Here is a 19,863-nt window from a genome sequence, read left to right as displayed (position 1 = left end):
GGCGTGCCCCAACCCGAGCTCGGGCGCTGCTGGAACAGGCCCAGCGAGTCGTGGTCATTGGCATCGCCGAGGTGACCGAGGTTCTCCAGCTTCGACTCCTGCAAACTGGTGGCGATCGAGATGACCGCGGCGCGCTCGGGCAGGCCGGCCTTCTTCGTCGCCGCGATGATCGCCTTGACATTGGCCGTCTGCTCATCGTTCAGGTCGATGCGCGACTGCTTACCCTGCACACCGTGCGGGATCAGCTTGCCGGCATCGGGCTTGTCGGACTTGTCGGCCTGCACCATCGCGACGGGCTTGGCGTCCGCCACCGGGGTGGCGGCGTGGGCGGCGACGGGCCCGGCGAAGATGCCACCGGCGAAGGCGAGACCAGCAACGGACAGCATGCTCTTACGGATGATCGTGTTCATGGGGGTAGCTCCTTCGGGGGTAGGAAACACCATGGCCGGGGGAACGGCCGCGGTGTCAGCACCTCGTCGGGCGCCTCACACAAGGGGAAAGTCTTGGGGTTCGGCGACTTCACGGGCGCAGGCTCGTGGCGCCGGGTGTGTAACGACCGTCGGACCAGGGTCATTCCGAGACCGGACCCATCCGCGAACACCCCTGGGAAGCGGGTGCTGGTGCGGTCGTTCGGGGTGGTGTAACGACGCTCGGGCCGGGGTCATTCCGGGGGGCGGGCCGATCCGCGAACACCCGGTGAGGCGGGCGCTGGTGCGGTCGTTCGGGGATGTGAAACGACCGAGCGGTGGCCGGCATTCCGGCCGGGCCGGTGAGCGGCGGGCCGGCTTGGGGACCGGCGGTGCTGCGATCGTCAGGGTATGTAACGACGGCCGGCCGGTCCCGATTCCGTCGCACGGATGCCGCCGGTCACACCGCGGACCGGTCCAGACGGCACATGTCCGGCCCCGGGGGCATTGACCTCGCCGACTCGTGTGGGACGAATCGCCCAAACCTCGCGGGCGGCGCAGTCTTCGCTGGAGATCCACTCGGTATCGGGGATATCGGGGCATCCTGGCGAACGGGATAGCCCGACATCGGCGATACGGAGTGGATCACCCTCACCGAACCCGGCAAAAGCCTAGGATCGGGGCAAGAGCCTATGGGAGGTTGGCATGACCGCAGCGATGGAGATGCCCCGGGTCCAGGAGTGTGTGGTCGCCGCCTGCGCGTACAACCACACCGGTGACTGCCATGCCTTCGCCATCACGATCGGCAGCATGGATCATGCGCACTGCCACACCTTCATTGAGTCACCGGGGGTGCACGCCGGCGTGCAGAACCTGACGGCGCAGGTGGGCGCCTGCCAGCGGGCCGACTGCCGGCACAACGAGCAGTTGGAGTGCCACGCGCCCGCCATCAAGGTCGGCCCGGACAACGACATGGCCGACTGCATCACCTACGACCACCGCTGACACACGCCGGGAGGTGGCGCGGGTCAGGGTAGGTCGTTGGCCTCGCGAATGACGGTCACCAGGTCGTCGATGATGCCGGTGAGGGCGAAGTCCTTCGGGGTGAAGACCCGGGCCACGCCGGCTGCCCGCAGCGTCTCCGCGTCACCGGCCGGGATGATGCCGCCGACCACCACCGGCAGGTCCGCCCGGCCGGCGGCGCGCAGGCCGTCGAGCACCGCCGGCACCGCGGCCAGGTGCGAGCCGGAGAGCACGGAGAGCCCGACCAGGTCGACGTCCTCCTCGACCGCGGCGGCGACGATCTGCCCGGCGGTCAGCCGGATGCCCTGGTAGACGACCTCGAAGCCGGCGTCGCGGGCGCGTACCGCGATCTGCTCGGCGCCGTTGGAGTGCCCGTCCAGGCCGGGCTTGCCGACCAGCAGCCGTAGCCGGCCGCTGCCCAGCTCGCGGGCGGTGGCGGTGACCCGCTCGCGGACGGCGGCCAGCCCCGGGTCGCCGCCCGTGCCGGCCCCGCCGGTGAGCCCGGTCGGCGCGCGGTACTCGCCGAAGACCTGGCGCAGCGCGCCAGCCCACTCCCCGGTGGTCACCCCTGCCCGGACGCACTCCAGCGTCGCCGTCATAAGGTTGGCGCTGGTGGCGGCGTCGGCGCGGAGCCGGGCCAGGGCCGCGTCGACCGAAGCGCTGTCCCGGCCGGCCCGCCACTCGCGTACGGAGGTGACAGCCGCCGCCTCGACGGCCGGGTCGACCTGTTCCACCGCCTCCGCGCCGGCCGCGGTCAGCGGGGAGGGCTCGGTTTCGGTGAACCGGTTGACGCCGACCACCACGTCGGCGCCGGACTCCATCCGGCGGCGGCGCTCGGCGAGCGAGGCCACCAGAGCGCTCTTGAGGTAGCCGGTCTCCACGGCGGCGACCACGCCGCCCATCTCCAGCACCTTGTCCAACTCGATGCGGGCGCCGGTGACGATCTCGTCGACCAGTGCGGTCATCACGTGCGAGCCGGCGAAGAGGTCCGGGTATTCGAGCAGGTCCGACTCGTACGCCAGGACCTGCTGCATGCGCAGCGACCACTGCTGGTCCCAAGGGCGGGGCAGGCCCAGCGCCTCGTTCCAGGCGGGCAGTTGCACCGCGCGGGCGCGGGCGTCGCGGGACAGGGTCACGCCGAGCATCTCCAGCACGATGCGCTGGATGTTGTTCTCCGGCTGCGCCTCGGTCAGGCCGAGCGAGTTGACCTGCACGCCGTACCGGAACCGGCGCTGCCGGGCCTCGGAGACGCCGTACCGGTCGCGGGTGATCTCGTCCCAGAGCGCGCCGAACGCGCGCATCTTGGCGATCTCCTCGACGAAGCGCACCCCGGCGTTGACGAAGAACGAGATCCGCTGGACCACGTCGCCCATCCGCTCGGCGGGCACCTGGCCGGAGTCGCATACCGCGTCGAGCACGGCGACCGCGGTGGCCAGCGCGAAGCCGACCTCCTGCACGGGCGTCGCGCCGGCCTCCTGGAGGTGGTACGAGCAGATGTTGACCGGGTTCCAGCGGGGCATCTCGCGCAGCGTGTACGCGATGACGTCCGCGGTCAGCCGCAGCGACGCCGCCGGAGGGAAGATGTACGTCCCCCGGGACAGGTACTCCTTGATGATGTCGTTCTGCGTCGTCCCGGCGCAGCGGGCCAGTTCGGCGCCCTGCTCGACGCCGACGGTGCCGTAGAGGGCGAGCAGCCACATCGCGGGGGCGTTGATGGTCATCGAGGTGTTCATGTCGGCCAGCGGGATGCCGTCGAAGAGCGCCCGCATGTCACCCAGGTGCGCGACGGGCACGCCGACCCGGCCCACCTCGCCGCTGGCCAGTTCGTGGTCCGGGTCGTACCCGGTCTGGGTGGGCAGGTCGAAGGCGACCGAGAGGCCGGTCTGCCCCTTCGCCAGGTTGCGGCGGAAGAGCGCGTTGGTCGCGGCGGCCGAGCTGTGCCCGGCGTAGGTGCGCATCACCCATGGCCGGTCGCGCTCCGGCAACCGTCCCGGGGAAGCCTTCTCGTCCATGGCCGGAGTCTAAGTTACCGTTCAGTAAAAGGAGCTGTGGAAAACCACACAGGTCCATGTCGCGGACGTCCGGGTGCGAAGCGTGCGCAGTGGCGCGGACCGCCACACCCCGGGCGGCGTGCCGCCGCCGCCAGGACGCACACTTGACGGCATGGATGACGAGCTGGCCATCTCCGTACGGGGGCTGCGCAAGGCGTACGGCGACAACGTCGCGGTGGGCGGCGTGGACCTCGACGTCCGCCGGGGCGAGGTGTTCGCGTTGCTCGGCCCGAACGGGGCGGGCAAGACCACGACGGTGGAGATCCTGGAGGGCTACCGGCGCCGCGACGCCGGCGAGGTCACCGTGCTCGGCGCGGACCCGGCTCATCCAGACCCCGGTTGGCGATCCCGGGTGGGCATCGTGCTCCAGGGCACCGGCGAGTTCGACGAGCTGACCGTGGCCGAGGTGATCCGGCACTTCTCCGGTTTCTACCCGGACGCCGACGACCCGGACAAGGTGATCGAGCGGGTCGGGCTGGCTGGCAAGGCGAAGGCGCGCACGCACACCCTCTCCGGGGGGCAGAAGCGCCGCCTCGACGTGGCGCTGGGCATCATCGGCCGCCCGGAGCTGCTCTTCCTCGACGAGCCGACCACCGGCTTCGACCCGGAGGCGCGCCGCGAGTTCTGGGAGCTGATCCGCGACCTCGCCGCCGCGGGCACCACGATCGTGCTCACCACGCACTACCTGGACGAGGCCGAGGCCCTCGCGGACCGGGTCGGTGTGATCGCCGGCGGCCGGCTGGTCGAGGTCGCGGCGCCGAACCGGCTGGGCAACCGGCAGGAGGCCCTGGCCACGGTTTCCTGGCGTACCCCCGACGGGTCGTTGGAGACCGCGCAGAGCGCCACGCCGACGGCCCTGGTGGCGGACTTGGCCGCGCGGTTCTCCGGTGAGGTCCCCGGCCTCACCGTGACCCGGCCGACCCTGGAGGACGTCTACCTCTCGATGATCGGACACTCATGACCGCGACGACGAAGGCGGCGACCCCGGTCGCCGCGCGCCCGGCCCGACGGCTGGGCCCAGGTGCCCTCGCCCTGCGTCAGGGCCGACTGGAGATCACCCAGTTCCTGCGCAGCCGGGAGTCCGTGGTCTTCACCATGGGCTTCCCGATCATCATGATCCTGATCTTCGCGTCGATCTTCAGCGGGGAGATCGGCGGCGGGGTCAAGTTCACCCAGTACTTCATCACCGGCATGATCGCGACCGGGCTGATGACGGTCAGCTTCCAGAACCTCGGCATCTGGATCCCGATCGAGCGGGACCGGGGCGTGCTCAAACGCTACCGGGGTACGCCGATGCCCAAGTGGGTGTGGTTCGCCGGCAAGGTGCTCATGGTGGTGGCGATCGGCATCGCCGAGACCGCGCTGCTGCTGGCCGTCGCGGTGGCCCTGTTCGACCTGAAGCTGCCCGGCACCGCCGGGAAGTGGTTCACCTTCGGCTGGGTCTCGGTGCTCGGCGTGACCGCTTGCACCCTGTGCGGCATCGCCATCTCGTCGCTGGCCCGCACCGCACGCAGTGGCTCCGCCGTGGTCACCCCGGTGGCCCTGGTGCTCCAGTTCATCTCCGGGGTGTTCTTCGTCTTCACCGAGCTGCCCAACTGGATGCAGCAGGTGGCCGCGCTCTTCCCGCTCAAGTGGATGTGCCAGGGGCTGCGGGCGGTCTTCCTGCCGGAGAGCTTCGGCGCCCAGGAGCCGGGCGGCTCGTTCGAGCTGGGCCGGGTCGCCCTGGTGCTGGCCCTGTGGTGCGTGATCGGTCTGGCGCTCTGCCTGACCACCTTCCGCTGGACCACCAAGCGCGACGGCTGAACAGCCGAAGAAAGGGGGCGGGCGCTGTGCGCCCGCCCCCTTTCGCATGCCGGGACTCAGTACGAGTAGAAGCCCTTGCCGGTCTTGCGACCCAGGTCACCGGCGGTGACCATGCGCTGGAGCAGCTCCGGCGGGAAGAACTTCTCGTCCGCCGTGTCGGTGTAGATGTTCTTCGAGGCGTGCAGCAGCACGTCCACACCGGTGAGGTCGGTGGTGGCCAGCGGGCCCATGGCGTGGCCGAAGCCCAGCCGGCACGCGGTGTCCAGGTCCTCCGCCGACACCACGCCGGACTCGACCAGCTTGACCGCCTCGACCACCAGAGCGGAGATCAGCCGCGTGGTGACGAAGCCGGCGATGTCCCGGTTGACCACCACCACGGTCTTGCCGATCTCCTCGGCGAAGGTACGCGCGGTGGCCAGCGTGGCGTCGCTGGTCTTGTAGCCGCGGACCAGCTCGCAGAGCTGCATCATCGGCACCGGCGAGAAGAAGTGGGTGCCGACGACCGATTCGGGGCGCTCGGTCACCGCGGCGATCTGGGTGACCGGGATGGCCGAGGTGTTGGTGGCGAGCACCGCGTCGGACTTGCAGATCTTGTCGAGCGCGCGGAAGACCTCGTGCTTGATCTCCAGCCGCTCGAAGACCGCCTCGACCACGATGTCCGCGTCGGCCGCCGCCTCCAGGTCGGTGGTCGGGGTGATCCGGCCGAGCGTCGCCTCGACGTCGGACGCCTCGATCCTGCCCTTCTCGGCGAACTTAGTGAGCGATTTCCGGATGCCGTCGATGCCGCGCGTGGTGGCGGCGTCGTCCAGGTCCCGCAGCGTCACCTGCCAGCCCGCCTGCGCCGCCACCTGGGCGATGCCGGAACCCATCAGCCCGGCCCCGACGACCGCGAGTCGACCCGCCATCTGCTTCTCCCTCGCCTGTTTGAGTGCCTGCCTGCACCCTAGTCGGCGGGCCTGAACGACCGCTAAGGGAGTGTGCCGTCAGATCTCCAGGGCCGGCTCCTCCGGGGTGGTGTCCCGCTCGACGGTCACCCCGAGCGCCCGTAGGTCGGCCACGAAGTCGGGGTAGCCGCGGTCGACGTGGTGCACGTGCGAGACCTCGGTTATCCCGTCCGCGCAGAGCCCGGCGATGATCAGCCCGGCACCGGCGCGGATGTCGGTGGCCCGCACCGGCGCTCCGGAGAGCCGGTCCCGGCCCCGGACCACCGCGTGGTGCCCGTCGGTCTTGATGTCCGCGCCGAGGCGGACCATCTCGTTGGCGAACATGAACCGGCCGTCGAAGATGTTCTCGGTGATCAGTGAGGCCCCGTCGCTGACCGCGGCCAGCCCGATCGCCATCGGCAGCAGGTCGGTGGCGAAGCCCGGATACGGCAGCGTGACCACGTCCACCGCCCGGGGACGGTCGTCCATCCGGACCCGGAAGGCTTCCGCCCGGGTCTCCACGAGACCGCCGGCCGCGACCACCTTGTCCAGCGCGACCTCCAGGAAGGCCGGGTCCAGGCCGGTCACCGTAACGTCCCCACGGGTCATCGCCGCGCCGAAGGCCCAGGTGCCCGCGACGATCCGGTCCCCCACCGTGGCGTGCCGCACCGGGTGCAGCGAGGGCACCCCGACGATGCGCAGGGTGGAGGTGCCGGCGCCGGAGATCCGGGCGCCCATCCGGGTGAGCATCGTGCAGATGTCGACGATCTCCGGCTCCCGGGCCGCGTTGTCGATCACCGTGGTGCCCTGGGCCAGCACCGCCGCCATCACCAGGTTCTCGGTCGCACCCACGCTGGGGAAGTCCAGCACGATCTCCGCGCCGCGCAGTCCGTGCGGCGCGGACGCGATCACGAATCCGTGCTCACCGGAGATGTCCGCGCCCATCCGGGTCAGCCCGGAGATGTGCATGTCCAGCCCGCGCGAGCCGATCGCGTCGCCGCCCGGGTGGGCGACCCGCACGTACCCCCGGCGGGCCAGCAGCGGACCGAGCACGCAGATCGACGCGCGCAGCCGACGGACCAGGTCGTAGTCGGCGTCCGCGCCCGGCTGCTCCGGCACGTCGATCGTGACCGACCGGGAGCGGGCCACCCCGCCACGGGCGACCATCAGGTCGACCGGGTCGTCCGCGTCGAAGCGGACGTCGCAACCCAACCGGCGCAGCACCTCGCCCATGATGGCGATGTCGGTGATCCGGGGAACGTTGGTGATCACGCTGCGGCCGGGGGCGAGCAGCGCGGCGGCCATCAACTTCAACGCCGAGTTCTTCGCGCCGACCACGTGCACCGCGCCGGCCAACCGGGCGTCACCGCGTACCCGGATGACGTCGACGTCGTTGACCGCCGGGTCGCAGGATTCGCCGCGACCCGCCACGGGTGGCCAGCCGGCGGCGGTGTCCGGCCGCGCCGGGATCGTCAGTTCCGGTATCCGTAGGCTGTGCGTCATGGCCGTCCACCTCACGCGCATCTACACCAAGGCCGGCGATGCCGGCATGACCAGGCTGAGCAACAACGAGCAGGTGCCGAAGACCGATCCACGGATCGCCGCGTACGCCGACGTCGACGAGTGCAACGCGGCGATCGGCGTCGCACTCGCCCTGGGACAGCTCGACGAGGAGCTGCGGGCGGTGCTGGGGTCGGTGCAGAACGACCTGTTCGACGTGGGCGCCGACCTGTCCACGCCGGTCGAGCCGGAGCCGAAGTACCCGCCGCTGCGGGTGACGGAGGCGTACGTCGAGCGCCTCGAGGGCTGGTGCGACGAGTACAACGCACGCCTGAGCAAGCTCGACTCCTTCATCCTCCCCGGCGGCACCGCGGGTGCGGCGCTGCTGCACGTGGCCCGGACCATCGCCCGACGCGCCGAACGAGCGGCGTGGGCGCTGGTCAGCCACGACCCGGAGCGGACGAGCCCGCTCCCGGCAAAGTATCTCAACAGGCTTTCCGATCTGCTCTTTATCCTGTCAAGAACGGCAAATCCGGCCGGAGATGTGCTATGGGTGCCGGGCGGGGACCGCTGACCGTCGGCGCACTGCACCACGTCGAGGTCTGGGTGCCCGATTTGGGCGCGGCCATCCGCAGCTGGGGTTGGCTCCTCGGCGAGCTGGGTTGGACCACCTTCCAGGACTGGCCGGCCGGGCGCTCCTGGCGCCTCGGCCCGACCTACCTGGTCCTGGAGCAGTCACCAGCGCTGTCCGGGCGGGCGCACGACCGGCTCGCCCCCGGCCTCAACCACCTGGCGTTCCACGCCGGCCCCCCGGCCGCCGTGGACCGGCTGGTCACGGAGGCGCCGGCACACGGCTGGTCGCTGCTCTTCGGCGACCGGCACCCACACGCCGGCGGCCCCCAGACCTACGCCGCCTACCTCACCGACAATCAGGGGTACGAGGTCGAACTGGTCGCCACCCCGGACCGGTGACGACAGGGGCAGAGCTGATCGCTAACCGGTAACGGCAGTCGACAAGAACCGCACCGGAACGACGCCCAGTGCCCACGAGGGTTTCCGGGGAGCCCGCCCGGCGGAGGGATCAAGCCTGACCGCCCGGAGCCGGGCGGGCTCCCCGGAAACCCCGACAGTGACCAAAGGCGGCCTCAGGCAGCCGGCCAGTCCTGAGAGGCCAGACGCGGCGAGACCGCCCCCGGAGGGGCGGCCTCGAGCCAGGAGAGAAAACCGGTGACGGTCGATCGCGCCATGGCGATCTCCACCGGTGCGTGGTGACTGGTACAGCGGAGGATCACCCAGTCGGCGGGCATGGAGAGCCGCTCCTGCCCTTCGGGCAACCGCCGTCGCTCGACCGCGAGCCCCTTGCGGGAGAGCACCCGCTTGGGTCGCAGGGCGAAGCTGAACATCCGGTACCAGCGGAGTTCGTCGCCGGCGAACCGGCCGAAGCCGGGCGACCAGCCCCGGCCGTCGAGCATCGTGGAGACCCGGACGCTGAGCCGGATGATGCCACCGCTGCGGGTGACGAGGGCCCGCCGGACGAAGAGGATCAGCAGTGCGCAGAGAATGAGCGCGACCGCGATCCCGATCCCCTCGACGATCTCCATCCGCGGTACGGGCTCAGCGGCTCTGCGCGGCGGAGGCCGGGGTGGCGCTCTCGGCCAGGACGGTGACGCCCTCGGCGCTCACCGACAGGAACCCGCCGTCCACGTCGTACGTGACCTGCTCGCCACCGGGGAGCTTGATGCGTACCTGGCCGGGCTCGGCGAGCTGGCCGAGCAGCGGAGCGTGCCCCGGCAGCACGCCGAGCTCACCCTCGGTCGTTCGGGCGACGACCATCTCGGCCTCACCGGACCAGACCTTCTCCTCGACGGCGACGAGCTCGACGTGAAGCTGCTGTGCCACGCTGTCTCCTTGCTGCGGCTGCGGATTGCCGAAAGTCTAGTCCCGGCGCCCACCCGACCCCAACGCGGGTGGGGAGAGCTGCGCCACGACTACTTGGACTTGTTGACGAATTCCGGATGCTCCAGCAGGAACGGGTCCAGTTGCTCGTTGTGCAGGGCGGTGAAGAAGTCCGTCACCCCCGGCTGGAACTGTTCACCCTTGTACCTCGACCCGTTGTAGATCGGGCCACCCGCCAGCTTCACCATCTGAATGGTGTCGGGCCGGATGTTCTTCAGCGCGATACCGAAGTCCACCACACTGTGGCCCCGGCCGCTGAAGATCAGCGACTGGCCGGCCGCGCGGAGCACCTTGTCCAGCTTGAGCGGGTTGGCCACCACGTCGGCGCTGAACGCCTGGCCGACCATGGCCTTGACGAACTGCTGCTGGTGGCGCTGCCGGCCGTAGTCGGCGTCCGGGACACCGTTCTTCGGGTAGCGCTGCCGGACGTAGTCCAACGCCTGCCACCCGCTGAGGTGATGGTTGCCCTTCGGGTAGACAGCCTGGGGGCCGATGTAGCCCTCGCCGCCCGGGTTGCCCGGCCGTGCGGTGCCATCCGGCTTCTTGTGTTCGGACTTCACGTCCCGCTCGACGTACATGTCGACGCCGCCCATCGCGTCGACGATCTTCTGGAAGCCGGTGAAGTTGATGATCGCGCCGGCGTCGAACCGCTTGATCCCGGTCACGTTCTGCACGGTGGTGGCGAGCAACTCGAAGCCGCGGGCGGCGTTCGGGTTCTCGCCGGGTATCCGGCTGCCGTGCGACATGGCCGCGTTGAGCTTGTCGGTGCGGCCGTCGAAGTTGGCGGGAGTGAACTCGGGAATGTCGACCACCAGGTCGCGCGGCAGCGAGAAGAGGTACGCGCGGTCCATGTCGGCCGGCACGTGCAGCACCATGATCGAGTCCGCCAGCGGCACCGCGGTCGGGGTCCGCGGGTCGATGCCGACCAGCAGGATGTTGAGCGGACCCTTGATGTCGCTCTTGCGCGGTTGCGCCGCCCCGGCGGACTGGTCGCCGAAGAGGTCGGCCTTGCCGACGGCGCCCTCGTAGCGGGCCATCAGCACCTCGGTGCCGACCAGCACCGCCCCGCTGAGCATGGTCAGCACCGTGCCGAACACCGTGCAGATCCGGGCCCATCGCGGCACGCCCCGCCAGATGGACGACCTGCGGCCACGTTTGCCGGCCTTACCCACGAGCATCTCCGTTCGTCACGCCCACGAATAGGAGACGGGCGCACGCAGCCGAAAGGTTGCAAAGATCAACGCTCATCGGGGTGAGCGCGCGAAACGACCGTATCTCGGGTTGCTCGCAAACGACGACCGGACAGAAGCGAACGGCGGAGATGTTGGGGGCTGAATGAACGAAAGACTGCCCCGGCGATGCCGGGGCAGTCTTTGTCGTTCGGGTCCGATCAGGGCTGTCAGCCCTTCATCAGCTCCTTGGCCTTGGCCTCGAGGTCCTCGAGACCGCCGCACATGAAGAACGCCTGCTCGGGGAAGTGGTCGTACTCGCCCTCGCTGATCTTGCGGAACGCCTCGATGGTCTCCTTGATCGGGACCGTCGAGCCCGGCACGCCGGTGAACTGCTCCGCCGCGTAGGTGTTCTGCGACAGGAAGCGCTCGATCCGCCGGGCCCGGGCCACGGTGATCTTGTCTTCCTCGGAGAGCTCCTCGATGCCGAGGATGGCGATGATGTCCTGCAGGTCGCGGTAGCGCTGCAGGATCCGCTTCACCTCGGTGGCCACCTGGAAGTGCTCCTGGCCGACGAACTCCGGGGCGAGGATCCGGGACGAGGACGCCAGCGGGTCCACGGCCGGGTAGATGCCCTTGTCGGAGATCGACCGCTCCAGGTTGGTGGTCGCGTCGAGGTGGGCGAACGTGGTGGCCGGGGCGGGGTCGGTGTAGTCGTCCGCCGGCACGTAGATCGCCTGCATCGAGGTGATGGCCTGGCCCCGGACGGAGGTGATCCGCTCCTGGAGCTCGCCCATCTCGTCGGCCAGGGTCGGCTGGTAACCCACCGCGCTCGGCATCCGGCCGAGCAGGGTGGAGACCTCGGAGCCGGCCTGGGTGAAGCGGAAGATGTTGTCGATGAAGAGCAGCACCTCCTGCTTCTTCACGTCGCGGAAGTACTCCGCCATGGTCAGCGCGGAGAGGGCGACCCGCAGCCGGGTGCCCGGCGGCTCGTCCATCTGGCCGTAGACCAGCGCGGTCTTGTCGATGACGCCGGACTCGGTCATCTCGGCGATGAGGTCGTTGCCCTCACGGGTGCGCTCACCCACGCCGGCGAAGACCGAGGTACCACCGAAGTTGCGGGCCACTCGGGTGATCATCTCCTGGATGAGCACCGTCTTGCCCACACCCGCGCCGCCGAACAGACCGATCTTGCCGCCCTTGACGTACGGGGCGAGCAGGTCGATGACCTTGATGCCGGTCTCCAGCATCTCCGTCTTCGGCTCCAGGTCCGCGAAGGCCGGGGCCTTGCGGTGGATGCCCCAGTGGTCGTCCGGGGTGAGCGTCTCGCCCTCGGTGAGGTTGAGGACCTCGCCGATCGCGTTGAACACGTGGCCCTTGACCGCGTCACCCACCGGAACGGTGATCGGCGAGCCGGTGTCGCGCACCTCGGAGCCGCGGACCAGGCCGTCGGTCGGTTGCATCGAGATGGCGCGGACCACGTTGTCACCCAGGTGCTGGGCGACCTCGAGGGTCAGCTTCTTCTCACCGCCGGACAGGGTCACGTGCACGTGCAGGGCGTTGAACAGGGCCGGCATGGCGTCGCGCGGGAACTCGGCGTCGACGACCGGGCCGATGACCCGGACCACGCGACCCGTGGCCGTCTTGGTCTCTACTGGGGCAGTCATCACACTTCACTTCCCGACGCGGCCAGCGCGTTGGCGCCGCCGACGATCTCGCTGATCTCCTGGGTGATGCCGGCCTGACGGGCCGAGTTCATCTCACGCGTGTACTTCTCGATCATTTCTTCGGCATTGTCGGTGGCGCTCTTCATCGCCCGCCGCCGAGCCGCCGACTCGCTCGCCGCCGACTCGATCAACGCCGCGTAGATCCGCGTGTTGATGTATCTCGGCAGCAGCGCGTCGAGCAGCGCCTCCGCCTCCGGCTCGAACTCGTACGCCGGCAGCAGCCCCTCGGACCGGGGCCGGTCCTCGACCTGCATCGGCCCGATGATCTTGGCAACCGGGGTCTGGGTCATCAGCGAGTGGAACTCGGTGAAGACGATGTGCAACTCGTCGATGCCGAGCACGCCGTCCGCCCCCGCATTGCCGTCGGCGTCGTCCGCGCCGGCCGAGAACGCCTTGATCAGCGTCTCGCCCACGGTGCGGGCGTCGTCGAAGGAGGGCTGCTCGCTGAAGCCCGTCCAGTTCGCCGCCATCTCCCGGTTGCGGAACCGGTAGAACCCGACGCCCTTACGCCCGATGACGTAGAGCACCGGCTCCTTACCGTCGGCCCGCAGCCGGGCGATCAGCGACTCCGCCGTCCGGATCGCGTTGGAGCTGTAACCACCGGCCAGGCCACGGTCGCTGGTGACCAGCAGCACGCCCGCCCGCCGCACCCGCTCACGCGGGGTGAGCAGCGGGTGGTCGATGCGCGCGTTGGACGCCAGCGCCGTGAGCACGCCGGTGATGGCCTGGGCGTACGGCAGGGACGCCTCCACCCGGGCCTGGGCCTTGGCGATCCGGCTCGTCGCCACGAGCTCCATCGCCTTGGTGATCTTCTTCATCGACTTCGCCGAGCGGATCCGTTGACGAAGAACGCGTACCTGGGCCGCCATGGGATCAGCTCTCGGCCGGGCGGTCGGTCGTGCCGTCGCGGAAGCGCGTCACCGTCTCGCGGTTCTCCTCGCCCTCCAGCGGCGCGGCCGGCGCGTCGTTGACCCGGCGCTCCTCGCCCTTGCCGAGGAAGACCTGCTTGAACTCGGCGATCGCCGCGTCCAGCGAGGAGGTGATGTCGTCGTTCCACTGGTTGTCGGCGATGCCGGCCAGCACGCCCTCGTGCTTGTGCCGCAGGTACTGCAGGAACTCCGCCTCGAAGCGCCGGATGTCACCCACCGGGACGTCGTCCAGCTTGCCCTCGGTGCCGGCCCAGACCGTGACGACCTCTTCCTGCACCGGGAACGGCGAGTAGTTCGGCTGCTTGAGCAGCTCGACCAGCCGGACACCGCGGTCCAGCTGGGCCCGGGAGGCCTTGTCCAGGTCCGAGGCGAAGGCGGCGAACGCCTCCAGCTCGCGGTACTGGGCCAGGTTGAGCCGCAGCGAACCGGCGACCTTGCGCATCGGCTTCACCTGCGCGGCGCCACCGACCCGGGAGACCGAGGTGCCGACGTTGATCGCCGGCCGGACGCCCTGGTTGAACAGGTCCGTCTCGAGGAAGATCTGGCCGTCGGTGATCGAGATGACGTTGGTCGGGATGAAGGCCGAGATGTCGTTGGCCTTCGTCTCGATGATCGGCAGACCGGTCATCGAGCCGCCACCCAGCTCGTCGGAGAGCTTCGCGCAGCGCTCCAGCAGGCGGGAGTGCAGGTAGAAGACGTCACCCGGGTACGCCTCGCGGCCCGGCGGGCGACGCAGCAGCAGCGACACGGCCCGGTACGCCTCGGCCTGCTTGCTCAGGTCGTCGAAGACGATCAGGACGTGCTTGCCGCCGTACATCCAGTGCTGCCCGATGGACGAGCCGGTGTACGGGGCGAGGTACTTGAAGCCGGCCGGGTCGGACGCCGGGGAGGCGACGATGGTGGTGTACTCCATCGCGCCGGCCTCCTCCAGCTGGCCCTTGATCGAGGCGATCGTGGAGGCCTTCTGGCCGATGCCGACGTAGATGCAGCGGACCTGCTTCTTCGGGTCGCCGGTGCGCCAGTTGTCCCGCTGGTTGAGGATGGCGTCCAGCGCGACCGTGGTCTTGCCGGTCTTCCGGTCGCCGATGATCAGCTGCCGCTGGCCCCGACCGATCGGGGTCATGGCGTCGATCGCCTTGATGCCCGTCTGCAGCGGCTCGGACACCGACTGGCGGGACATCACGTTCGGAGCCTGCAGCTCCAGCTCGCGGAAGCCCTCGTTGGCGATGTCACCGAGACCGTCGATCGGCTGGCCGAGCGCGTCGACCACGCGGCCGAGGAAGGCGTCGCCGACCGGCACGGAGAGCACCCGGCCGGTGCGCTTGACGCGCTGCCCCTCCTCGAGCTTGGCGGCGTCACCGAGAACGACGACGCCGATCTCCCGGACGTCGAGGTTCAGCGCCACGCCGAGCGTGCCGTCCTCGAACTCCAGGAGCTCGTTGGTCATGGTCGAGGGCAGGCCCTCGACGTGGGCGATGCCATCGCCGGTGTCGGCGACGGTGCCGACCTCCTCGCGGGAGACGTCGGACGAGTAGGAGGAGACGTAGCGCTCCAGGGCGCCGCGGATCTCCTCCGTCGAGATGGTCAGCTCGGCCATCCTCTGCTTCCTTAAAATTCAGGGGCCCGGGATACCTAGTACCGACCGGTCCGAATGGCGTCTGTCATGCGCGGGTGCTGCGGGCAGAGCTGCCTCAGCCGCTGCGCGGCGGGGCCGCTCAGCGCTTCGCGAGCGCGTTGCGGGTCTCGTTGAGGCGGCGCAGGATGGTGCCGTCGTACAGGTCGGAGCCGACCCGCACACTCACGCCACCCAGAACGTCGGGGTTGACCGTCTGCTTGACGGACACCTCCCGACCGTATATCGCGGCCAGGCTCGCGCCCAGTCGGCGCTCGTCCGCGTCACTCAACGGAGCAGCGACGGTCACGTACGCCACCTGCCGGTCCCGCCGTTCGGCGGCGAGCTCGACCAGCCGGGTGAGCGCCCCGGTGAAGGAGCGTCCCCCGAACCCGCCCAGCGCCACCTCGACAAGGCGGACGGTGACCGGGCGGGCCTTGCCGGCGAGCAGCTCACGGGCCAGGGTGGCCCGCTGCTCGACCGGGGCGGCCGGATCGGCCAGCAGGTTGGACAGCTCCGGCTGACCGGCCACGACCTGGCCGAAGCGGAACAGCTCGTCCTCGACCTCGCCCAGCTCGCCGGCCGTGTCGGCGCTGGCGAGCAGCGCCTCCACGCCGAGGCGCTCGGTGCCGTCGAGCAGTTCCGACGGCGCCGACCAACGGCCGGAGACCAGCGTCGCGAGCAGGTCCAGCGCTCCGGCGTGGATCCGGTCGCGCAGCATGTCGCCGAGCAGGCCGGCGCGGTCCGCGGCCGCACGCGACGGCTCGGAGAGCGCCCGGCGCAGCCGCGGCTCGCGCCGCAGCAGCGCGGCGACGGAGAGGAGGTCGTCGGCGGCGGCGGTCACCGCCGACGGCTCCGAACCGCGGACGTACATGTCGAGGCGCTCGACCGCGACCTTGTACGACTCCCGGCTAGCGGCCTGCATCAGCGGGCCCCCGCGCTCTCGAGACCGCTCAGGAACCGGTCGACGGTGCCCTTGCGCCGCGCCTCGTCGGCCAGCGACTCACCGACGATCTTGCTGGCCAGGTCCACCGCGATGGTGCCGACCTCGGTACGCAGCTCGCGCACGATGGTGGCCCGCTCGGCGGCCAGCTGGTCCTTGCCCGCCGCGATGATCCGGTCGGACTCCTCCCGCGCCTTGGCGAGGATGTCCTGCCGGATGCCCTCGGCGTCGGCCCGGGCGTCGTCCCGGATCTTGGCAGCGTCGGTCCGCGCCTCGGCGAGCTGGGCACGGTACTGCTCGAGCAGCTGGTTCGCCTCGGCCTGGGCGGCCTCGGCGCGCTTGATGCCACCCTCGATCGCGTCGACCCGGGCCTGGAACGTCTGCTCCATGCGGGGGAAGACGAACTTCATCAGCACGAAGCAGAGGACGGCGAAGGCGATGCTGCCGACCACGATCTCCTGCCAGAGCGGGATGATCGGGTTGTGGGTCGACTCACCACCCTCAGCGGCGAGGAAGTACATGGAAGACCTCCCGGTCAAAGGGGCTGGATCAGGCTGCGGTGCCGGCCCAGATGAAGCCGAAGGCGATGCCGAGCAGCGCCAGCGCCTCGATGACGGCGAAGCCGATCCAGACGTACGGCAGGGTCATCCGCGACGACTCCGGCTGACGGGCGGTCGACTGGATGTAGGCGGCGAAGACCAGGCCGACGCCGATGCCCGGGCCGATGGCGGCGAGACCGTAGCCGATGGCAGCGGTGCTACCGGTGACCTCGGCGAGAACGCTAGCGTCCATTGGTGTGGTTCCTCCTGGTTATCACGCGTGACTCTCACGCGGGACGACAACGGATGGTGCGGTGGATCAGTGCTCTTCGGCGAGCGCGCCCTGCACGTAGCTGGCGGTCAGGACGGTGAAGACGTATGCCTGCAGGCAGATCACCAGGAACTCGAGGAAGGTGAGCGCGATGGTCATCACCCAGGAGAGCACCGAGACCGGCGCCAGCCAGGCGTTGGCGCTCAGCATCGCGAAGCCGCCGAGCGTGAAGACCAGCAGGAGCATGTGACCCGCGAACATGTTCGCGAAGAGACGGACGGCCAGCGAGAACGGCCGGACGATGAAGGTCGAGAAGAGCTCGATCGGGATCAGCAGCGGCAGGATGTACCAGGGCGCCGGCGGAACCAGAGAGTTCTTGAAGTACTTGGCGAAACCGTGGTGCCGGATGCCGATGTAGTTGAACAGCACGTAGCTGATCACCGCGAGGAACGCCGGGAAGGCGATGTGCGAGTTCGGCGAGATCTGGAAGAACGGAATGATCGCGAACGCGTTCGTCAGCAGCACGAAGCAGAACAGCGTGGTGAAGTACGGCGCGAACCGCACGCCCTGGTGCCCGATCATGTCGACCGCGATGTTGTTCCGCACGAAGCCGTAGATCGACTCGGCGAGCCACTGCTTCTTGGTCGGCACGAGCTGGGGCTTCCGGTAGGTCGCCAGGAAGAAGATGATCAGGACGCCGACGGCGATCCAGACCATTGCCGTGATCTTGGTGAACCAGTACGAGTCGTGCGCACCCCAGGGCAGGATGCTGGGCAGGTAGAAGTCCTCCACGCTAGGTGGGAAATTCGCCTGGCCCGCTGCCAGGACGTTCGCCTGTCCGAACACCGCGTCCCTTCCTAAGTAGGCGTGCCGAGTCGGCGGACGACCAGGATGATTCCCCCGGCCATGCCGAGCACGACGCCGATCCCGGTGGCGACGCCACCGGTGTCGAGCCACTGGTCGACCAGCCAGCCGATGAAACCCCACACGAGCATGCCTCCGATGAGGTAGCTGAGCGCGGTCCAGCCCTGACCGGCGCCGGACGGAGAGTCGTCCGGTTCACCGGCGGGACGGGGGGTTTGGTCACCAGCCATGACGGGGCGAACGATATCAGCCGGGAAGACGAGGCTGTGCCTCACCCCCCGCACAACCGTGGTTGTGTGGGTGTCTCGCGGGCTGCGTCGTCTGTGGGCACGCTACTCCCCTTCCGGCCACGGGAAAATGACCGGTGGCCGACACGTCGCCGCGCGTTTCGACAGATGGGACGACCGGTCGACCGCCAGGTCAGTCGCTCGGCCGGCGGGCGTGCACGGTGCTCAGCCACCAGATGTGCACCGCCGTCCACACTGCCACCCCGGCGACGATCCCGAGGCAGAGCGGGATCAACCCGGGCCAGCCGGTCGAGGCCACCGCCACCATCACCACACCCAGCAGGGTGAACTTGAGCGCGTACAGGCCGAGCCCCAGCGGGAGCAGCAGCTGCGGGTTGATCTGGTCGGCGCGGGCCAGCACCACGGTGGTGAGGGTGTAGCTGGCCACGGTGATCCCCACCCCGACCGCCGCGCCGAGCGCGCCGTCCGCGCCGCGGGTCACCCCGCCCAGCACCGCGGCCGCCGCCGCCAGCGCCGCCGACGCGGCCAGCAGCACCGGCAGGTGTCGCAGCCGCCAACGCCCGTCGGTGGCGGTCGCGGCCACCCTCGGCTCAGCCACGGGGGTACGCCGGAAACGCGGCGACCAGCTCGGCCACCTCGGCGCCGACCCGGGCCAGTTCGTCCGTGCCACCCGGCGCGCCGGGATCGGCCCGTACCGCCCGGGCGATCAGGGTCGCCACCTGCCGCAGCTCCCCCTCGCGCATGCCCTGGGTGGTGACGCTGGGCGTACCGACCCGGATGCCGGAGGCGACCATCGGCTTCTGCGGGTCGTACGGGATGGCGTTCTTGTTCAGCGTGATCGCCGCCGCGTCGCAGCGCGCCTCGGCCTCCGCGCCGGTCACCCCCACCTCGCGCAGGTCGACCAGGGCGAGATGGGTGTCGGTGCCGCCGGAGACCGGGCGCATCCCCTCCGCGGCCAGCCCGGCGGCGAGCGCCTGCGCGTTGCGGACCACCTGGGCGGCGTAGCCCTGGAACTCCGGCTGCGCGGCCTCGCGCAGTGCCACGGCCTTGGCCGCCACCGCGTGCATCAGCGGGCCGCCCTGGGTGAACGGGAAGACCGCCTTGTCGACGCGCTGGGCCAGCGACTCCCGGCAGAGGATCATGCCGCCGCGCGGGCCGCGCAGCACCTTGTGGGTGGTGGCGCAGACCACGTCGGCGTACGGCACCGGGGAGGGAATCGCCTTGCCGGCGACCAGCCCGATGAAGTGCGCCGCGTCCACCATCAGGTACGCCCCGACCTCGTCGGCGATCTCCCGGAACGCGGCGAAGTCGATCAGTCGCGGATAGGCCGTCGCGCCGCAGATGATCATCTTGGGTCGGTGCGCCCGGGCCAGGTCGCGTACCTCGTCGTAGTCGATCAGCTCGGTGTCCGGCCGCACCGTGTAGCCCACCGTCGCGAACCACCGGCCGGAGAAGTTCACCCGGCTGCCGTGGGTCAGGTGCCCGCCGTGCGGCAGGTCCATGGCCAGCACCGTGTCCCCCGGCTGCAACAGCGCGGCGTACGCGGCCAGGTTGGCGCTCGCCCCGGAGTGCGGCTGGAGGTTGGCGTGCTCGGCGTCGAAGAGTTCCTTCGCCCGGGCGATGCCGATCTCCTCGGCCCGGTCCACCTCGGCGCAGCCGCCGTAGTAGCGCCGGCCCGGATAGCCCTCCGCGTACTTGTTGGTCAGCGTCGAGCCGAGCGCGGCCAGCACCGCCGGCGACGTCAGGTTCTCGCTGGCGATCAGCTGAAGGCCGCCGCGCAGCCGGTCCAGCTCACCCAGCACCACGCCGGCGATCTCCGGATCGGTGGCCCGTAGCTGGGCGAAATCCGGCCCCCAGAAGGTGCTCGTCTCGGTGTCCACAGCGAAGGAGTCTAGGGG

General features: G+C 70.0%; 22 protein-coding genes. 5 read left to right on the top strand and 17 right to left on the bottom strand.

Annotated elements, in window-relative coordinates; translation table 11 throughout:
- Positions 1 to 410, bottom strand: a 410-nt coding sequence (locus ACFOW4_RS27860; protein ID WP_377533157.1) for a hypothetical protein, incomplete at its 3' end; no start/stop codon positions are given.
- 702 nt (positions 411 to 1,112) lie between these two features.
- On the opposite strand from ACFOW4_RS27860, the gene ACFOW4_RS27855 reads away from it, so the two are divergent.
- On the top strand, positions 1,113 to 1,412 hold the full coding sequence (locus ACFOW4_RS27855) for a DUF1540 domain-containing protein (RefSeq protein WP_377533155.1): 300 nt from the start codon (positions 1,113 to 1,115) through the stop codon (positions 1,410 to 1,412).
- 23 nt (positions 1,413 to 1,435) lie between these two features.
- Here ACFOW4_RS27855 and ACFOW4_RS27850 read toward each other — a convergent pair whose 3' ends face one another.
- Complete coding sequence (locus ACFOW4_RS27850) at positions 1,436 to 3,442, bottom strand: protein meaA (RefSeq protein ID WP_377533153.1); 2,007 nt, start codon at positions 3,440 to 3,442, stop codon at positions 1,436 to 1,438.
- Between the two features lie 151 nt (positions 3,443 to 3,593).
- Between ACFOW4_RS27850 and ACFOW4_RS27845 the strand changes: the two genes are divergently transcribed.
- Complete coding sequence (locus ACFOW4_RS27845) at positions 3,594 to 4,442, top strand: ABC transporter ATP-binding protein (RefSeq protein ID WP_377533151.1); 849 nt, start codon at positions 3,594 to 3,596, stop codon at positions 4,440 to 4,442.
- On the top strand, positions 4,439 to 5,284 hold the full coding sequence (locus tag ACFOW4_RS27840) for an ABC transporter permease (protein WP_377533149.1): 846 nt from the start codon (positions 4,439 to 4,441) through the stop codon (positions 5,282 to 5,284). Before ACFOW4_RS27845 ends, ACFOW4_RS27840 begins: the two co-directional genes overlap by 4 nt.
- Positions 5,285 to 5,340: 56 nt before the next feature.
- On the opposite strand, the gene ACFOW4_RS27835 is transcribed toward ACFOW4_RS27840, so the two are convergent.
- Complete coding sequence (locus tag ACFOW4_RS27835; protein ID WP_377533147.1) at positions 5,341 to 6,189, bottom strand: 3-hydroxyacyl-CoA dehydrogenase family protein; 849 nt, start codon at positions 6,187 to 6,189, stop codon at positions 5,341 to 5,343.
- 78 nt (positions 6,190 to 6,267) lie between these two features.
- Complete coding sequence (gene murA, locus ACFOW4_RS27830) at positions 6,268 to 7,710, bottom strand: UDP-N-acetylglucosamine 1-carboxyvinyltransferase (RefSeq protein ID WP_377533145.1); 1,443 nt, start codon at positions 7,708 to 7,710, stop codon at positions 6,268 to 6,270.
- On the opposite strand from murA, the gene ACFOW4_RS27825 reads away from it, so the two are divergent.
- Together ACFOW4_RS27825 and ACFOW4_RS27820 are read left to right on the top strand one after the other, a co-directional pair.
- Entirely contained in the window at positions 7,709 to 8,281 is a 573-nt protein-coding gene (locus ACFOW4_RS27825) for a cob(I)yrinic acid a,c-diamide adenosyltransferase (protein ID WP_377533143.1), read from the top strand. The genes murA and ACFOW4_RS27825 overlap by 2 nt on opposite strands.
- A complete protein-coding gene (locus ACFOW4_RS27820) occupies positions 8,257 to 8,679 on the top strand; it encodes a VOC family protein (RefSeq protein WP_377533141.1) in 423 nt (140 codons plus the stop codon). The genes ACFOW4_RS27825 and ACFOW4_RS27820 overlap by 25 nt, the downstream gene beginning before the upstream one ends.
- A 173-nt stretch (positions 8,680 to 8,852) precedes the next feature.
- On the opposite strand, the gene ACFOW4_RS27815 is transcribed toward ACFOW4_RS27820, so the two are convergent.
- From ACFOW4_RS27815 to glyA, 13 genes are all read right to left on the bottom strand, one after another.
- Positions 8,853 to 9,308, bottom strand: coding sequence for a DUF2550 domain-containing protein (locus tag ACFOW4_RS27815; RefSeq protein ID WP_377533139.1), 456 nt, complete (start codon positions 9,306 to 9,308; stop codon positions 8,853 to 8,855).
- A 13-nt stretch (positions 9,309 to 9,321) separates the two neighbouring features.
- On the bottom strand, positions 9,322 to 9,606 hold the full coding sequence (locus ACFOW4_RS27810; RefSeq protein ID WP_377533137.1) for a F0F1 ATP synthase subunit epsilon: 285 nt from the start codon (positions 9,604 to 9,606) through the stop codon (positions 9,322 to 9,324).
- Positions 9,607 to 9,695: 89 nt separating this feature from the next.
- The gene (locus tag ACFOW4_RS27805) at positions 9,696 to 10,841 is read right to left on the bottom strand and encodes an LCP family protein (RefSeq protein WP_377533135.1); all 1,146 of its coding nucleotides are present in this window, start codon (positions 10,839 to 10,841) and stop codon (positions 9,696 to 9,698) included.
- 221 nt (positions 10,842 to 11,062) lie between these two features.
- Positions 11,063 to 12,499, bottom strand: coding sequence for a F0F1 ATP synthase subunit beta (gene atpD / locus ACFOW4_RS27800; RefSeq protein ID WP_377533133.1), 1,437 nt, complete (start codon positions 12,497 to 12,499; stop codon positions 11,063 to 11,065).
- Complete coding sequence (locus ACFOW4_RS27795; RefSeq protein ID WP_377533131.1) at positions 12,499 to 13,428, bottom strand: F0F1 ATP synthase subunit gamma; 930 nt, start codon at positions 13,426 to 13,428, stop codon at positions 12,499 to 12,501. The genes atpD and ACFOW4_RS27795 overlap by 1 nt, the downstream gene beginning before the upstream one ends.
- 4 nt (positions 13,429 to 13,432) lie before the next feature.
- Positions 13,433 to 15,085 (bottom strand): F0F1 ATP synthase subunit alpha, encoded by a 1,653-nt coding sequence (gene atpA / locus ACFOW4_RS27790; RefSeq protein WP_377533129.1) that lies wholly within the window; start codon positions 15,083 to 15,085, stop codon positions 13,433 to 13,435.
- 118 nt (positions 15,086 to 15,203) lie between these two features.
- Complete coding sequence (locus ACFOW4_RS27785) at positions 15,204 to 16,025, bottom strand: F0F1 ATP synthase subunit delta (RefSeq protein WP_377533127.1); 822 nt, start codon at positions 16,023 to 16,025, stop codon at positions 15,204 to 15,206.
- Positions 16,025 to 16,564, bottom strand: coding sequence for a F0F1 ATP synthase subunit B (locus tag ACFOW4_RS27780; protein WP_377533125.1), 540 nt, complete (start codon positions 16,562 to 16,564; stop codon positions 16,025 to 16,027). The genes ACFOW4_RS27785 and ACFOW4_RS27780 overlap by 1 nt, the downstream gene beginning before the upstream one ends.
- Positions 16,565 to 16,592: 28 nt before the next feature.
- Positions 16,593 to 16,835, bottom strand: a complete 243-nt coding sequence (locus ACFOW4_RS27775) for a F0F1 ATP synthase subunit C (RefSeq protein WP_272613278.1) — start codon at positions 16,833 to 16,835, stop codon at positions 16,593 to 16,595.
- A gap of 66 nt (positions 16,836 to 16,901) precedes the next feature.
- On the bottom strand, positions 16,902 to 17,699 hold the full coding sequence (gene atpB / locus ACFOW4_RS27770; protein ID WP_377533123.1) for a F0F1 ATP synthase subunit A: 798 nt from the start codon (positions 17,697 to 17,699) through the stop codon (positions 16,902 to 16,904).
- An 11-nt stretch (positions 17,700 to 17,710) separates the two neighbouring features.
- Positions 17,711 to 17,947, bottom strand: coding sequence for a hypothetical protein (locus ACFOW4_RS27765; protein ID WP_377533121.1), 237 nt, complete (start codon positions 17,945 to 17,947; stop codon positions 17,711 to 17,713).
- Between the two features lie 190 nt (positions 17,948 to 18,137).
- Complete coding sequence (locus ACFOW4_RS27760) at positions 18,138 to 18,563, bottom strand: hypothetical protein (RefSeq protein ID WP_377533119.1); 426 nt, start codon at positions 18,561 to 18,563, stop codon at positions 18,138 to 18,140.
- A complete protein-coding gene (gene glyA / locus ACFOW4_RS27755) occupies positions 18,556 to 19,845 on the bottom strand; it encodes a serine hydroxymethyltransferase (protein WP_377533117.1) in 1,290 nt (429 codons plus the stop codon). Before glyA ends, ACFOW4_RS27760 begins: the two co-directional genes overlap by 8 nt.
- Between the last annotated feature and the right edge of the window lie 18 nt (positions 19,846 to 19,863).

Origin of the sequence: Micromonospora sp. GCM10011542 (genome assembly GCF_042650685.1) — a bacterium.
Classification (GTDB): Bacteria; Actinomycetota; Actinomycetes; order Mycobacteriales; family Micromonosporaceae; genus Micromonospora.
This window is presented reverse-complemented; position numbering and strand designations above follow the sequence as displayed.

Excerpts from the sequence above, each read along its gene's own strand:
- ACFOW4_RS27795 (WP_377533131.1), bottom strand. The coding sequence starts at position 13,428 with ATGGCGGCCCAGGTACGCGTTCTTCGTCAACGGATCCGCTCGGCGAAG.
- ACFOW4_RS27775 (WP_272613278.1), bottom strand. The coding sequence starts at position 16,835 with ATGGACGCTAGCGTTCTCGCCGAGGTCACCGGTAGCACCGCTGCCATC.
- ACFOW4_RS27845 (WP_377533151.1), top strand. The coding sequence starts at position 3,594 with ATGGATGACGAGCTGGCCATCTCCGTACGGGGGCTGCGCAAGGCGTAC.
- ACFOW4_RS27815 (WP_377533139.1), bottom strand. The coding sequence starts at position 9,308 with ATGGAGATCGTCGAGGGGATCGGGATCGCGGTCGCGCTCATTCTCTGC.
- ACFOW4_RS27825 (WP_377533143.1), top strand. The coding sequence starts at position 7,709 with ATGGCCGTCCACCTCACGCGCATCTACACCAAGGCCGGCGATGCCGGC.
- ACFOW4_RS27820 (WP_377533141.1), top strand. The coding sequence starts at position 8,257 with ATGGGTGCCGGGCGGGGACCGCTGACCGTCGGCGCACTGCACCACGTC.
- ACFOW4_RS27805 (WP_377533135.1), bottom strand. The coding sequence starts at position 10,841 with ATGCTCGTGGGTAAGGCCGGCAAACGTGGCCGCAGGTCGTCCATCTGG.
- ACFOW4_RS27785 (WP_377533127.1), bottom strand. The coding sequence starts at position 16,025 with ATGCAGGCCGCTAGCCGGGAGTCGTACAAGGTCGCGGTCGAGCGCCTC.
- ACFOW4_RS27835 (WP_377533147.1), bottom strand. The coding sequence starts at position 6,189 with ATGGCGGGTCGACTCGCGGTCGTCGGGGCCGGGCTGATGGGTTCCGGC.
- murA (WP_377533145.1), bottom strand. The coding sequence starts at position 7,710 with ATGACGCACAGCCTACGGATACCGGAACTGACGATCCCGGCGCGGCCG.
- atpA (WP_377533129.1), bottom strand. The coding sequence starts at position 15,085 with ATGGCCGAGCTGACCATCTCGACGGAGGAGATCCGCGGCGCCCTGGAG.
- ACFOW4_RS27840 (WP_377533149.1), top strand. The coding sequence starts at position 4,439 with ATGACCGCGACGACGAAGGCGGCGACCCCGGTCGCCGCGCGCCCGGCC.
- ACFOW4_RS27780 (WP_377533125.1), bottom strand. The coding sequence starts at position 16,564 with ATGTACTTCCTCGCCGCTGAGGGTGGTGAGTCGACCCACAACCCGATC.
- ACFOW4_RS27855 (WP_377533155.1), top strand. The coding sequence starts at position 1,113 with ATGACCGCAGCGATGGAGATGCCCCGGGTCCAGGAGTGTGTGGTCGCC.
- atpD (WP_377533133.1), bottom strand. The coding sequence starts at position 12,499 with ATGACTGCCCCAGTAGAGACCAAGACGGCCACGGGTCGCGTGGTCCGG.
- ACFOW4_RS27850 (WP_377533153.1), bottom strand. The coding sequence starts at position 3,442 with ATGGACGAGAAGGCTTCCCCGGGACGGTTGCCGGAGCGCGACCGGCCA.
- ACFOW4_RS27765 (WP_377533121.1), bottom strand. The coding sequence starts at position 17,947 with ATGGCTGGTGACCAAACCCCCCGTCCCGCCGGTGAACCGGACGACTCT.